Annotated in this window: 10 protein-coding genes; 2 read left to right on the forward strand and 8 right to left on the reverse strand. The window is 71.9% G+C overall.

Features of this window, described 5'->3' with window-relative positions:
* Nucleotides 1-284 precede the first annotated feature (284 nt).
* Nucleotides 285-1,235 carry a 2-hydroxyacid dehydrogenase gene (locus ACFWSK_RS07315; RefSeq protein ID WP_383782884.1) on the reverse strand — a complete coding sequence of 317 codons (951 nt, stop codon included), beginning with the start codon at nucleotides 1,233-1,235 and terminating at the stop codon, nucleotides 285-287.
* 142 nt (nucleotides 1,236-1,377) lie between these two features.
* Between ACFWSK_RS07315 and ACFWSK_RS07320 the strand changes: the two genes are divergently transcribed.
* Together ACFWSK_RS07320 and ACFWSK_RS07325 are read left to right on the forward strand one after the other, a co-directional pair.
* Nucleotides 1,378-2,334 carry an aldo/keto reductase gene (locus tag ACFWSK_RS07320; RefSeq protein WP_383782935.1) on the forward strand — a complete coding sequence of 319 codons (957 nt, stop codon included), beginning with the start codon at nucleotides 1,378-1,380 and terminating at the stop codon, nucleotides 2,332-2,334.
* Between the two features lie 162 nt (nucleotides 2,335-2,496).
* On the forward strand, nucleotides 2,497-3,630 hold the full coding sequence (locus ACFWSK_RS07325) for a PQQ-dependent sugar dehydrogenase (protein ID WP_383782936.1): 1,134 nt from the start codon (nucleotides 2,497-2,499) through the stop codon (nucleotides 3,628-3,630).
* A 97-nt stretch (nucleotides 3,631-3,727) separates the two neighbouring features.
* On the opposite strand, the gene ACFWSK_RS07330 is transcribed toward ACFWSK_RS07325, so the two are convergent.
* The 7 genes from ACFWSK_RS07330 to ACFWSK_RS07360 all read right to left on the reverse strand — a co-directional run bounded on the left by ACFWSK_RS07330 (nucleotide 3,728) and on the right by ACFWSK_RS07360 (nucleotide 13,691).
* Entirely contained in the window at nucleotides 3,728-6,850 is a 3,123-nt protein-coding gene (locus ACFWSK_RS07330; protein WP_383782885.1) for an AAA family ATPase, read from the reverse strand.
* 47 nt (nucleotides 6,851-6,897) lie between these two features.
* Complete coding sequence (locus ACFWSK_RS07335; RefSeq protein ID WP_383782886.1) at nucleotides 6,898-7,071, reverse strand: hypothetical protein; 174 nt, start codon at nucleotides 7,069-7,071, stop codon at nucleotides 6,898-6,900.
* A 229-nt stretch (nucleotides 7,072-7,300) separates the two neighbouring features.
* Nucleotides 7,301-7,729 carry an alpha/beta hydrolase fold domain-containing protein gene (locus tag ACFWSK_RS07340; RefSeq protein ID WP_383782937.1) on the reverse strand — a complete coding sequence of 143 codons (429 nt, stop codon included), beginning with the start codon at nucleotides 7,727-7,729 and terminating at the stop codon, nucleotides 7,301-7,303.
* A 67-nt stretch (nucleotides 7,730-7,796) separates the two neighbouring features.
* Complete coding sequence (locus ACFWSK_RS07345) at nucleotides 7,797-8,435, reverse strand: hypothetical protein (RefSeq protein ID WP_383782887.1); 639 nt, start codon at nucleotides 8,433-8,435, stop codon at nucleotides 7,797-7,799.
* Nucleotides 8,436-8,495: 60 nt separating this feature from the next.
* Nucleotides 8,496-9,050, reverse strand: a complete 555-nt coding sequence (locus ACFWSK_RS07350) for a GNAT family N-acetyltransferase (RefSeq protein WP_383782888.1) — start codon at nucleotides 9,048-9,050, stop codon at nucleotides 8,496-8,498.
* Between the two features lie 15 nt (nucleotides 9,051-9,065).
* Nucleotides 9,066-11,309 carry an MMPL family transporter gene (locus tag ACFWSK_RS07355; RefSeq protein ID WP_383782889.1) on the reverse strand — a complete coding sequence of 748 codons (2,244 nt, stop codon included), beginning with the start codon at nucleotides 11,307-11,309 and terminating at the stop codon, nucleotides 9,066-9,068.
* 270 nt (nucleotides 11,310-11,579) lie between these two features.
* Nucleotides 11,580-13,691: a phosphocholine-specific phospholipase C gene (locus ACFWSK_RS07360; RefSeq protein WP_383782890.1), complete on the reverse strand. Its 2,112-nt coding sequence runs from the start codon at nucleotides 13,689-13,691 to the stop codon at nucleotides 11,580-11,582.
* Nucleotides 13,692-13,844: the final 153 nt, after the last annotated feature.

Genomic DNA, 13,844 nt, shown 5'->3' on the forward strand with positions numbered 1-13,844 from the left:
CCCACTGTTCGCCGTGGCCGCGGGCGGGGCGGATTCCTGTTCGGCGTCGGTACCGATGACCGCTTCCGCTCGCCCTGCCGCGTCGGATCGTCTCTCCATTGGCCGCACATCGCCCGTCGCCCCCTCGCGTTCTACTTCCTCCCCCGCGTCGCCCCTTCCACGACGCAGCCCCCCGTTCTGGACGATACACCAGACCCGTCACTCAGCGCCATACTTGCTCTACTCTCCGTGACGACTTGCGGCATTGTGGAAACCCGCTGCGATGAACGTACTCCGGAGCGTGTTCAGCCGGTGGTGAGTACGACGTTTCGCACCGGCTCGCCCGCGGCGAAGCGGGTGAGCTGCCCCGCCAGCAGACGCTTGGCCCGGGGGAGGAACGCCGAGGTGCTGCCGCCGACATGAGGGGTGATCAGGACGTTGGGTGCGTGCCAGAGGGGGTGACCGGCGGGCAGCGGTTCCGGGTCGGTGACATCGAGTGCGGCGCGCAGCCGGCCGCACTCGAGTTCGGACAACAGGGCCTGGGTGTCCACGACTTGCCCCCTGGCGACATTGACGAGAAGCGCGCCGTCCCGCATCGCCTTGAGGAACTCCGCGCCCACCAGTCCCTGGGTGGACGCGTTCAGCGGGGTGGACAGAATGACGATGTCGGCCTCGGGGAGCAGCGCGGGCAGGTCGTCGAGTGTGTGTACGGGGCCGCGCTCCGTAGCCCGCGCGGAGCGTGCGACGCGCGCCACCCGCGCGCACTCGAAGGGTTCGAGCCGGTCCTCGATGGCCGATCCGATCGATCCGTACCCGACGATGAGCACCGACTTGTCGGCGAGGGCGGGATAGAAGCCGGCCCTCCACTCCTCCTTGTCCTGGCCGTGCACGAAGCCTGGGAAGCCCCGCAGCGAGGCGAGGATCAGTGCGAGCGCCAGCTCGGCGGTGGATGCCTCGTGGACTCCCCTGGCGTTGCAGAGCCGCACACCGGCGGGGAGCAGGCCGAGGCCGGGCTCCACGTGGTCGATGCCCGCGGAGAGCGTCTGCACGACCTGTACCGCGCCCATCGCGCCGAGCGGACGGGTCGCGATCTGCGGGCCCTTCATATAGGGAACGACGTAGAAGGCGCAGTCCGCGGGGTCGGCGGGGAAGTCCTGGCCGCCGTCCCAGAAGTGGTAGCTGAGCCCGTCGGGCAGCCCGTCGGTCTCATCGGCCGGAATCGGCAGCCATACGTCGGTGGTGGTCGTCGAAGTCATGCTCAGGAGGCTAGGCGACGGCTGCCCGGCGGCTCCGTGGGGGCAGAGGTTACTTTGGGGTGCGGTGTGGTCCCGTGACCGCGGGACCGAGGAAGGGTTCGGGGAGTTGGAGCGCAGGACTATCGGTGCGGCGGCGCTCGCCGTGGGCGCGGTCGGGCTGGGTTGTATGCCGATGAGCTGGGCGTACAGCACATCGCAGCAGCGCGGCGACCGCTCGGTGCGGACGGTGCACGCGGCGCTCGACGCGGGCGTCCACCTGCTCGACACGGCGGACATGTACGGCCCCTTCACGAACGAGCTGCTCGTGGGGAGAGCCCTCAAGGGGCGGCGGAGCGACGCCTTCCTCTCGACCAAGTGCGGGCTGCTGGTCGGTGATCAGCACATCGTCGCCAACGGGCGCCCGGGCTATGTGCGGCGAGCCTGCGACGCCTCGCTGCGGCGGCTGCAGACCGACGTGATCGACCTGTACCAACTGCACCGGGCCGACCCCGAGGTACCGGTGGAGGAGACCTGGGGAGCGATGGCGGATCTGGTCGCGGCGGGGAAGGTGCGGGCACTCGGACTGTGCGCCGTGGGGGCGCGCGCCTCGCGCAGGGCGGGCTCGCGGCTGCATGACGGAACGATCCGTCAACTGGAGCGCGTACAGCAGGTGTTTCCGGTCAGCGCGGTCGAGGCGGAGCTTTCCGTGTGGTCGCCCGAGGCGCTGGAGTCCTTGCTGCCGTGGTGCACGGCGCGCGGCGTGGGGCTGCTGGCGGCGATGCCGCTCGGGAACGGCTATCTGACGGGGACGCTGACGCCGGGGCAGGGGTTCGAGCCTGACGATCCGCGGGCCAGGCACCCGCGGTTCACGGCCGAGATGATGGCGGCGAACCAGCCGGTGGTGTCCGGGCTCCGGCGGATCGCGGAGCGCCATGGCGCCACTCCGGCGCAGGTAGCGCTGGCCTGGGTGCTGCGGCAGGGGCCGCACGTGGTGCCCGTACCGGGCGCGAAGCGGGAGCACTGGGCGGTGGAGAACGCGGGCGCCGCGCGGTTGGAGCTCGACGCCGCGGATCTGGCGGAGATCGCGGGGCTGCCGCGGGCGCGCGGGTCGTGGGACTGAGGGTGTCGCGAGAGAATTGGCGGGGTTCGGGAACCTGGGGCGGGGCTGCGGTGTAGGAACAGTAGTCAGGCGGCCGTCGAAAGGATCGTTGCTGTGTTCGGATCTGCTCTCTCCCCCGCTGTACGCAAAGGGGTGGTGGCCTCGCTGGCCGCGGCCTCACTGATGGTGTCCGCGGCCTGCTCGGCCGAGGACGGCCCGGGGCGAACGGGGGGCCGGGAGGGCGACTCGTCGCCGCCGTCCGCCTCCTCGCCCGCTCCCTCCGCCTCCGCGACGGCCTCGGATCTGCCGCCGGCCGAGGGATCGGCGAAGGTCGTCTCCACGCTCACCGAAGGGCTGGCGAGCCCCTGGGGGCTGGCCGCGCTGCCCGGCGGTGATCTGCTGGTGGCCTCCCGCGACGACGGCACGATCACCCGGATCGACGGCAGGAGCGGGAAGAAGACGCCACTGGGCTCCGTGCCGGGGGTGTCGCCCGGCGGCGAGGGCGGGCTGCTCGGCCTCGCCGTCTCGGCGACGTTCGGCGCGGACAGTCTGGTCTACGCGTATTTCACCACCGCATCCGACAACCGCATCGCCCGCATGCTGTACGAGGAGCGGAAGCCGGCCGGCCAGCAGCTCGGGGCCCCGGACACGATCCTGCGGGGCATCCCGAAGGGCACCGTCCACAACGGCGGCCGGATCGCCTTCGGCCCGGACCGCATGCTGTACGCGGGCACGGGCGAGACCGGGGACACGGGGCTGGCCCAGGACAAGGAGTCGCTGGGCGGCAAGATCCTGCGGATGACGCCCGACGGCGAGCCCGTCCACGGCAACCCGGAGGCCGACTCGGTGGTGTATTCGTACGGCCACCGCAATGTGCAGGGGCTTGCCTGGGACGGGCAGAAGCGGCTCTGGGCGGCCGAGTTCGGCCAGGACACCTGGGACGAGCTGAACCTGATCGAGCCCGGCGGGAACTACGGCTGGCCCGAAGTGGAGGGCGGGAAGGGCGAGGAGGGGTTCGTCGACCCGGTGGCCCAGTGGAAGACCGCGGAGGCATCGCCGAGCGGCATCGCGTTCGCCGGCGGATCGGTCTGGATGGCGGGGCTGCGCGGCGAGCGGCTGTGGCGCATTCCGCTCTCGGGCAAGGCGGGCGAGGAACCACTGGCCGCGCCCCAGTCGTTCCTCGACGGGAAGTACGGCCGGCTGCGGACCGTGCTCGCCGCGGGCGGCGACAGGGTGTGGCTGGTCACCAGCAATACGGACGGCCGTGCCACCCCCGAGCCGGGAGACGACAGGATTCTGCTGCTGAAGGTGCGCTAGCGCCACCGGGCAGACAGTCGCCGCACGAAGCCGGGCCCCTGCGGGATTGAGGGCCGACCGGCTTCGCCGGGCCCGGGCGCCGCTCCCCCGTTCCCCGCTACGGCGCGCGGCGCACGGGGTAGAGCCGGAGGCGGTGGGCGAGGGCGGCTGCCTCGCCCCGGCCGGACACGCCCAGCTTGGCAAGGATGTTGGAGACGTGCACGCTCGCGGTCTTGGGCGAGATGTACAGCTCCTCGGCGATCCTCCGGTTGGTGTGCCCGGCGGCCACGAGTCGGTGGACGTCCCGCTCGCGCGGCGTCAGCCCGAAGGACTCGATCGCCGCCTTCGCGGGGTCGTACTCCTCCGTGCCCGCGGCTTCGGCGTCGGCGTGGTCACTCCCGGTGGCTCCGTCGGCCGCCGGGACGAGGACGCCGGGGTGGATCTGCGGCTCGGTGGCCCGTTCGGGAACGGCGAGCGTGATGCGGGCGCGGCCGGCCAGTAGCTCGATGGTCTCGGTGAGCGGCCGTGCCCCGAGCCGTGCCGCGGTGGCGTGGGCCTCGCGCAGCAGCGGGGTCGCGGAGGCGCGGTCGCCCTGGGCGGTGAGGAGGGACTCCGCCCAGCGATGGCGGATCTGGGCCAGTTCGTAGGGCCGCTGGAGGGGAGCGAACGCGGTCGCGGCGCGGGACCAGTGGTCCGGAGTGTCCGCCCCTTCGGCGCGGGCCAGTTCGGCCTCGACGAGCACGCCGTAGGCGGCCCATACGGGGACGAGCATCGGCAGCAGTTTGAGGTGGGTGCGGATCAGCTCCAGGATCGCGGGACGTCCGGGGTCAGCGGTGGGCAGGCCACGTGCGTCGGCCTCCGCCGCCGCGGCGACGTGGAGCAGCGGCAGGGCGTAGCGCTGGGTGCCCGGTGGGAAGCCGAGCCCGGCCTGTGCCCGGAAGGCGGCCCGTGCGTCGGGGAGGCGGCCCTGCTGTGCGGCCAGGGACACGGTGTGCCGAGCGGGGGTGATCAGGTGCTGGGGCTGTGGGTCGAGGTGACCGAAATGACGTCGGGTGAGGGCCAGTTGATCGTCCGCCTCGGCGTAGTCACCGCGGGCGAGGGCCAGTTCGGTACGGCGGGCGGCGACGAGACCGCGTGCCTTGCGGGAGCGGGCGATCAGGGCGGCCGCGTCGGCGGCCCTGCCGCTCTCGTCCCAGTGCCCGAGGGAGAAGAAGGACTGCGACTGATTGGAGCGGACCCACGCTTCGGTGTCGGCGATGCCGTGGCTGTGGCAGACCTCGATCCCGTGGTCGGCGGCGGCCACGGCTTCCAGGGAGCGGCCCATGGATTCGAGCGTGGAGGGGAGGTTGATGCTCGCCCGGCCCATGATCCCGACCAGGTGCAGTTCCTCGGCACGGTCGCGGACGGCGTACAGCTCCGCGATGCCTTCGTCGACGCTGCCGGCGTCGGCGGTGAGCCAGCCCCGGGTGAGCCGGGCGTACAGCTCGATGTGTTCGTCACCGACGAGCCGCGCGTACTCGACGGCGCGGTCGGCGGCGGCGAGTGTCTCGGCCCCCGGGCGATGCAGGGCTCCCCAGCTGGCGACGCTGCTCAGGACGTCGGCGTGCACGGCGGACGGGGGCAGGCCACGGACCAGCTCCTGGGCGATGGCCAGTTCCTCGCGGCCGTCGCCGCGCGTGAGGTCCTGCATCAGTCGGGAGCGCTGCACCCAGAACCAGGCGGCGCGCAGCGGGTCGTCCTCACCGTCCAGGACCCGTACGGCCTTCTTCGAGATGGCCAGGGCCCTTTCGCGGTCGCCCCCGAAGCGGGCGGCGACGGTCGCTTCCGCCATCAGGTCCAGATAGCGGAGCGGGGTGGTCCCGGGGTCGCATCCGCAGGCCGGGTAGACCTCCGCGTAGTCGAGGGGGCGCAGGGTGCGGCGTACGTCTTCGGGGACGTCGTCCCAGAGCTCCATGGCGCGTTCCAGCAGACGGAACTGCTCGGAGTGGGCGTAGCGGCGGCGGGCTTCGACGGATGCCTCGAGTACGGCGGGCAGTGCCTTCGCCGCGTCGCGGGCCGCGTACCAGTAGCTGGCGAGACGGGTGGCGCGTTCGTCGTCGCGGACGAGGCCGGGGTCGGCCTCCAGTGCCTCGGCGTAGCGGCGGTTGAGGCGGGAGCGTTCGCCGGGCAGCAGGTCGTCGCTGACGGCCTCGCGAACCAGGGAGTGCCGGAAGCGGTATCCGTCCGTGTCCGGGGTGGGGAGCAGCAGATTGGCACCGACGGCCGTACGCAGCGCCTCGATGAGGTCGTCCTCGGCCAGTCCGGCGACGGCGGCGAGCAGTTCGTGCTCGACGGTGGAGCCGCCTTCGGCGACGATCCTCGCGATCTTCTGGGCGTCGTCGGACAGGGCTTCCACTCGCACGAGGAGCAGGTCGCGCAGGGAGTCGGAGAGTCCGGAGCTGTCGCCGCAGCATTCCAGGCTGCGGGCGAGCTCCTCGACGAAGAAGGCGTTGCCGTCGGAGCGGTCGAAGATCTCGTCGACGAGGGCGGCCTCGGGGGTCGTGGCGAGGATGCCGGTGAGCTGGCGGCGGACCTCGGCCCGGGTGAAGCGGGCGAGTTCGATGCGGTGGACGGCGCGGAGCCGGTCCATTTCCGCGAGGAGCGGGCGCAGGGGGTGGCGACGGTGGATGTCGTCGGCGCGGTAGGTGCCGATCACCGTGATGCGGCCGCTGCGCAGGGTGCGGAAGAGGTAGGTGAGGAGGTGACGGGTGGAGGCGTCGGCCCAGTGCAGGTCCTCCAGCACGAGGACGAGGGCGCGTTCGGCGGAGAGGCGCTCAAGGAGGCGGGCGGTGAGCTCGAACAGGCGGGCGGTGCCGTGCTCGTCGTTGGGCTCGCGGCCCGCTTCGCCCAGTTCGGGCAGCAGGCGGGCCAGTTCGCCCTCCTGACCGGCCAGTGCCTCCGTCAGTTCCTCCGGCAGGAGCCGGCGCAGGGCGCGCAGGGCCGTCGCGAACGGGGCGAACGGCAGCCCGTCCGCGCCGATTTCCACGCAGCCGCCGATCGCCACGACCGCCTCGCGGCGGTCGGCCTCCGCGAGGAACTCCTCGACGAGACGGGTCTTGCCGACGCCCGCCTCTCCCCCGATGAGCAGCGCCTGCGGCTGGCCGTCCGAGGCCCGTACGAGCGCGTCGGTGAGCAGGGCGAGCTCGGCGGCGCGGCCGATGAACACGGGGCTGACGGACTTGGTCTCCACGTCACCGAGCATCGCACACGCGTCCGATGCCCCGTCAGCCGGAAGGCGGGCCGCCATCGCTACGCGGCGTGGACGAAGTGGCTGGGGTCCGCGCTCACCCGCCCTTCGGTATCGTCCCGTCCGGCGCGGCGCGCCGCGCGACGGGCGAGTACCGCCTGCCGCACGGTGCGCTGGGCGTCGGCCCGGCGGATCAGCTCGGCGGACCGGATCTGGTGGAGTTCGTACGCGTACATGGTTCTCTCCCTGGTGGTGACGGCCCGTGAGGGCCTGACCGGCCGTGGGCCGGGGGCCGGTTCCGGCCGTGCACCAACTGTCGTTCGCCAGGGGGTGTCGCCGCATCGGGCGAGTGCCGCATCTCTGTGGGGCGGGGGCCTTAGACGGGCACTGCCGGTGCCGTACGCAGCGCCGGGGGCCCGGGGTGGATGCCCTGGAGGGGGATCGGGAGGAGCGCGGACACCGGCCTCACCTCGGGTCCGGCGCGGGAGCCTTCGGCCGGTCCGTGGCGAGCGCGCGTCCGAGGGCCTCGTCTCGGTATCTGCCGATGCGCCGGCTGAGTTCGGCGTCGGGGGCGGGGAGTTCGCCGGCGTGGATGCCGCCCGGGTAGACATGCGGCTCCACCGGGACACCGGCTTCGAGCAGTCGCGCGGCGAACCGGATGTCCTCGTCGCGGAAGAGGTCGAGTTCGCCGACGTCGATGCAGGTCGGCGGCAGCCCCTCCAGCCTCCCGGCCCGCGACGGCGCCGCGTACTCGCTGATGTCCCCGGTGTCGGCCGCGTCCCCGAGCAGGAAGTGCCACGCCTCGATGTCGAGGTCCCTGTCCCAGATGCCGACGTCCGTGAGCTCACGCCCGCGGCCAGGCCACCGCCCGCGCTGCCTCCGCAGGACGATCAGGCGGTCGCTACCAGGACACCGGACGCGGGGCGGACCTCGGCTCCGGCCGGTGCCTCAAGGGCAGGCGTCAGCCGCCGGTCGTGGCGCCCGCGCTGGGCAGCGAGACGAACAGGTCGAAGTACATGCCGACGGAGATCAGTACACCGAGCACGCCGAGCGCGACACCGGCCAGGGCGACGGCACGGATCCAGCCGGGCTGCGGGCGTACGGCGGGCGCGCCGAAGGCGGGGCGTACGAGGACGAAGACGCCGACCAGCAGGGCGAGCAGGGCGAACAGACCGTTGACCAGGGCGGTGGTGTGCCAGGCGTCCGCGTAGATCTCGGAGATCTGCTGGGCGGCGCTGCCGCCGCCGGATGTCTTGATCTGACCGATCAGGGTCTCCCGCTCGGCGGCGACCCTGCCGGTCCAGGCGCCGGTCAGCGAGACGATGCCGAGCCCGGCCGCGACGACGGCCGCCGCGCCAACGCCGAGACCGGAGGCGGCCGCCGCCTCGGCCTCGGCGTACGCGTCGGGCTCCAGGTCCGCGTCGTCGTCGGCATCGACGTCCGCGCCATCGTTCACGTCGTCGTGCACGGCTGTGCCGGTGCCGGCGGCCCCGGTCGTGTCGTTCGTGTCCTTCACGGCGCTCTCGTCCGTCGCCGTCTTCTCCTCGCGGTCGTCGTCGACGGCGGGAGCGGTGGAGGTCTTGGAGGTGGAGGTGTTCATGCGCCGCACGCTAGGTGTCCCGGATGAGAACCCTCTTAACGTTTCGGCCCCGTCCGGCTCTCAGCCGCGCTGAGCACGCCATTCCGGCGCCAGGACGGCCCAGATCTCCGAATCGTGCCGCTCCCCCCGGTAGAGGTAGCGCTCCCGCATCACGCCGTCGCGCGTCATCCCGAGCCGCTTCGCGACCGCCACACTGCGCGTGTTGGCCGAGGAGGCGACCCACTCCACCCGGTGCATGCCCCGAACGTCGACCGCCCAGTCGATCAGCTTCCGCATCGCCCGGGTGACCAGGCCACGCCCCTCCCCCGCCGATTCGAGCCAGCAGCCGACCTCGCAGTTGCCGGTCCCGGCTTCGAAGGTCCGGAACAGCACCCCGCCGACCAGCGTGCCCTCCAGCCAGATGCCGTAGAGCCGACCGGTGTCGGCCGCCTGGCTGTCCGCGTACCGCTGGAGCAGGGCCCGCGCCGAATCGAGGTCGGTGGCGGCCGCGGCGAACGGGATCCAGGGGTCGACGAGCTCGCGCGCCCGGTCCATGTGGTTCAGGAACTCCTGCGCCTGCCAGGTCTCCAGCGGGCGCAGCTCCGCCCCGTCGTCACCCAGGGATATCGCGAACATCGTGCTCCTTCGGTCTCAGCGAACGGGCTCGGCGGGCTCGGGCAGGACGGGCCCGGACACCGGTTCGCCGCCCTCGCTCGTACGTGTCCCCGGGATCTTCGCATGATCCACGCCGCAGTCGGGCGGCTCGATGCTGATCCGGGGCAGCCGCCGGTCCAGCCAGCCGGGCAGCCACCAGTTGGCACCGCCCAGCATGTGCATCAGGGCGGGCACGAGCAGGGTGCGCAGGACGAACGCGTCCAGCGCGACGGCCACGGCGAGCGCGATGCCGAACATCGCGATGACACGGTCACCGCTGAGGACGAAGGCGAGGAAGACCGAGATCATGATCACCGCGGCCGAGTTGATCACTCTGCTGGTCTCGGCGAGGCCCACACGGACCGCCCGCCGGTTGTCGCCGGTCTCCAGCCACTCCTCGTACATCCTGCCGACCAGGAAGACCTGGTAGTCCATCGAGAGCCCGAAGAGCACCGAGACCATGATCACCGGCAGGAAGGGCTCGATCGGGCCCGCGCTGCCGAGCCCCAGCAGTTCGCTCCCCCACCCCCACTGGAAGACCGCGACCACGACGCCGAAGGAGGCGGCGACGGCGGCCACGTTCATCGCGGCGGCCTTCAGCGGAATGCCGATGGAGCGGAAGGCCAGCAGAAGAAGCAGGCAGCCGAGCCCGATGACCACACCGACGAAGAGCGGCAGCTTGCCGATGATGATCTCGGCGAAGTCGTCGTAGCCGGCAGTCACACCGCCCACATGGGCCTGGAGCGAGGTGTTGTCCACCACCTCGGGCAGCACGTCCGCCCGCAGCCGGTCGACCAGTTCGCTGGTCTGCTGCGACTGCGGCGCCGAGTCCGGAACGACGGTGACGAACGCCGTGTCGCCACTGCTGTTGTACGTCACGTGGCCGACCGACGCGATGCCCTCGGTGCCGCGCAGCACGGTGGGCAGCGCGTCCAGGGCGAGCCGGTCGTCGGCGCCGTCCAGCTGGGCTGCGATCGTCAGCGGCCCGTTGACCCCGGGCCCGAACCCCTCGCCCAGCAGGTCGTACGCCTGTCGGGTGGTGGCCGACGCGGGGTTGTTCCCCTGGTCGGACGTGCCCAGGTGCAGCCCGAAGGTGGGCAGGGCCAGGACCAGCATCACGACGGCGGCGACCGCTCCGAGCAGCTTGGGGTGCCGTTCGACGAAGGCGGACCAGCGGGCGGCGAAGCCGGTGGGAAGCTCGGGCTGCGGTCCCTTCTCGGCGAGCTGCCTGCGCTCGCGCCGGCTCAGCGCACGCATCCCGATGAAGGAGAGCAGCGCGGGCAGCAGGGTCACCGAGGCGGCGACGGTCAGTACGACGGTGAGCGAGGCGGCGATCGCGACCCCGTTGAGGAATCCGAGCCGCAGGATGAGCATGCCGAGGAGCGCGATACAGACGGTGGCCCCGGCGAAGACGACGGCGCGCCCGGTCGTCGCGACGGCGTTCTGCGCCGCGTCGGTGACCGACAGACCGCGCCGCAGCCCTCTGCGGTGCCGGGTGACGATGAACAGCGCGTAGTCGATGCCGACGCCGAGCCCGATCAGCATGCCCAGCATCGGTGCGAAGTCGGCCACCGTCATCACATGGCCGAGCAGGACGATGCCCGCGTAGGCCGTGCCGACGGAGACGAGCGCGGTGGCGATGGGCAGCATGCTCGCGGCGAGCGAGCCGAAGGCGAGGAAGAGGACGACCGCGGCGACGACCACCCCGATGGCCTCGCTGAGGTGGACCGAGGGCGCTTCGGTGAGGGCGACGGCCGTGCCGCCGAGCTCGACCCGTAGCCCGTCGCTCTCCGCCGCCTTCGCGGTGTCGACGAGGGCCTGTGCCTGCTCCGGCGCTATGTCGTCGGCCTGGTGGTCGAAGGTGACCGTGGCGTACGCGGTGTGACCGTCCGCGCTGATCTGCCCGGCGCCCGCCGACCCGTAGGGGCCGGTGACGCCGCCGATCCCGGGCAGCTCCTCGATCGCGTGGAGCGTCCTGGTCATCGTCTGTTCGACGTCGGTGGCGCGGACGGTGGAGCCGCTGGTGTGCCAGACGACGGTGTCGGTGTCACCGCCGAGATCCTTGAAGCCCTGCTGGAGGAGCGCGGTGGCGCGGCCGGATTCGGTGCCGGGCACCTCGTAGTCGTTGGAGTAGGCCGAGCCCGCGAAGCCCGCTGCGGCGGCCGCGCCGCCGAGGGCGAACAGCCAGATGAGAACGGCGACGAGCCGGTGCCTGAGACACCAGCGGGCGATGGCAGCCAACGGACGTGCTCCCTGAGGGTTCGTGGATCTTTTCGGGAGATAGCCGGAACTTCCCGTTAAAGAACTCATGACCTGAGAACTGTCACTCTGACAGCCAAAACTGATCGTTTGCCCCTTTCGTGGCCATGCTCACATGGGTTGATATTTCCCCTACACGCCCCACCAGCCCCACGCGCCCCTACGAGACAGGTGTGGGCGGGCGCCGGTCCGGCACCCGCCCACACGGCCGCATGGCCGTCCAGCCACTCAGCCACTCAGCCACTCAGCCACTCAGCCGGAAACGCTCGCCCTGCCGTTCTCGATGTGCCCCATCAGCCGCCGACGGAACGCCGCGTCCCCGTCGACCGTGACCGCGAGGTCGTACCAGCCGCGCGCGTCGGCCGCCGAGTGCACGACCGTACGGCTGCGTCCGGGCTTCACGGTGATGCGACGGGTCCAGCCGCGCAGGTCCTCCTCGTCGACGTACCCGAGAGGCCGCACGGTGAAGGTGAGCGTCCGCTGCCCCGTGTTGCGCAGAGTGAGATACAGATCCCGCTCACGGGCGTCGAGCCGCGAACCGACCTCCGCGTCGCCCCCGGCCGCTCCCGCGAACTCGCGACGGAAGCCGTTCGGCCCGGTGACCGTGAACCGGTAGGCGTCCCCGGTGAGGGGCACAGTCCATTGCGCCGTGCCCTTTACATCGCGGTGCTGCGGGGCGGGGAACTCCCCGGCGTACGGATAGAGCGTGAAGTGCGCCGAGGAGCGCCCGGTGTTGCTGAGGCCCACCTGCACCGCCCCGGCCGTGACCCACGCCTGCGCGTCCGGCTGGTAGGGCAGCGGCCTGGCGGGGCGCGTCCCGGCCTCCTGTACGGGCATCCGCTGGACGGCCGGCGGCTTCGGCTGCCAGCGTCCGCTGAACGCCGGAATGGCCGCGGGCCGGTCCACCTCCGGCTGCCGCCCGCCCCGCGAGAAGTCGAAGGCGGAGGTGAGATCGCCGGCGACCGTACGCCGCCAGTCGCTGATGTTCGGCTCCTTCACCCCGGTCCACCGCTCCAGGAAGCGGATCACGGAGGTGTGGTCGAAGACCTCGGAACAGACGTAGCCGCCGATGGTCCACGGCGAGACGACCAGCATCGGCACCCGCACACCGAGACCGGTGGGCTTGCCGTCCCAGCGTTCGTCGGCCACCTCGGGCGGCGCGACCGGTGGCGGGACGTGGTCGAAGAAACCGTCGTTCTCGTCGTAGTTGATCAGGACCGCGGTGTGGCGCCACACATCTGGGTGGCTGCCCAGCGCGTCGAGCACCTTGTAGAGGATCGTCGCGCTGTGCACCGGGGAGGAGACGCTGGGGTGCTCGGAGTCCACGGCCGAGGGCACCAGGTAGGAGACCTCGGGCAGCGTCCCCGCCGCCACGTCCTCGGCGAACCTGTCGGCCAGTGTGCCCGTCTCCACCCGCCGCAGCCCGCGCTCGAAGAGGCTGCGCTCCGCCTCGGACAGCGTCGCGACACCCTCCTCCAGGAGCCCGAGGAGACGCTCCCGCTCGCTCGCGTCGTCCGCGTCACGGACGTCCGCGTAGAAGGACTCCATGAAGGTGTGCCCGCCGGTCCTGGCGAGGGCCTTGCGGGCGATCGCCTTGAAGCCGGCGAAGAACTCGATCTGGTTGTCGGTGAAGTTCTCCCACTCCGTGTACGTCTGCCAGCTGCGCCCCGCGGCCTCCAGGCGCTCCGGGTAGGTGGTCCAGTCGTACCCGGGGTGCGTGCCCTCGTTGTACGCGTCGTTGCCGACGGCCCGCTTGCCGTTCGCCTCGAAGCCCGTCTTCCCGCTCCACAGGTGGTTGCGGTTGGGGCTGGTCGAGGTGTGCACCGACGAGTGGTAGGCGTCGCACACCGTGAAGGTGTCGGCCAGTTCGTAGTGCAGCGGGATGTCACGGCGGTCGTAGTACGCCATCGTGGCGGCCGTCTTCGTGGTGACCCAGCCGCTCATCCACCCACCGGCCCAGGCCCGGGCGCCGCCGCTCCAGGAGTGGTCGAGCGCGCCGATGTACTGGAGATCCTTCTTCTGCGTCTCGGCGGCCCCGCGCACCGGGAACGGCAGCACGGACGTGCCCAGCGGGCCCGGCTGCTCGAAGACGGGCTTCCCCGAGGGGAGTTCGACGGCGTTGCGGTCACCGAAGCCGCGTACGCCGCGGAGCATCCCGAAGTAGTGGTCGAAGGACCGGTTCTCCTGCATCAGGATCACCACGTGCCTGATCTCGTCGAGCCCGCCGCCGGACCCCGCCGGGCGGGCGGGCTGCGCGGCGATGGCGGCCTGGAGCGACGGCGGCAGGAACGATCCGGCTGCCGCTGCGCCGAGCGCGCCGCCCCCGAGGGCGAAGAGCCGTCGCCGTGAAATGTCCGTGGTCAAGTGAGCCTCCCGAATCGGTCGTACGGCGGGAAGCTAGTCAAGCGAGGTGGCGCCGGGAAGGCCGCCGTACGGCACAGCGGTGAACGTCCAACAGGCCGCCCCGAAAGTCCAGCCCGCCCCAGGACCGGCACGTCCGGCGGGAAGGCTCCGCGG

Origin of the sequence: Streptomyces sp. NPDC058620 (assembly GCF_042717135.1) — a bacterium.
Lineage (GTDB): Bacteria > Actinomycetota > Actinomycetes > Streptomycetales > Streptomycetaceae > Streptomyces.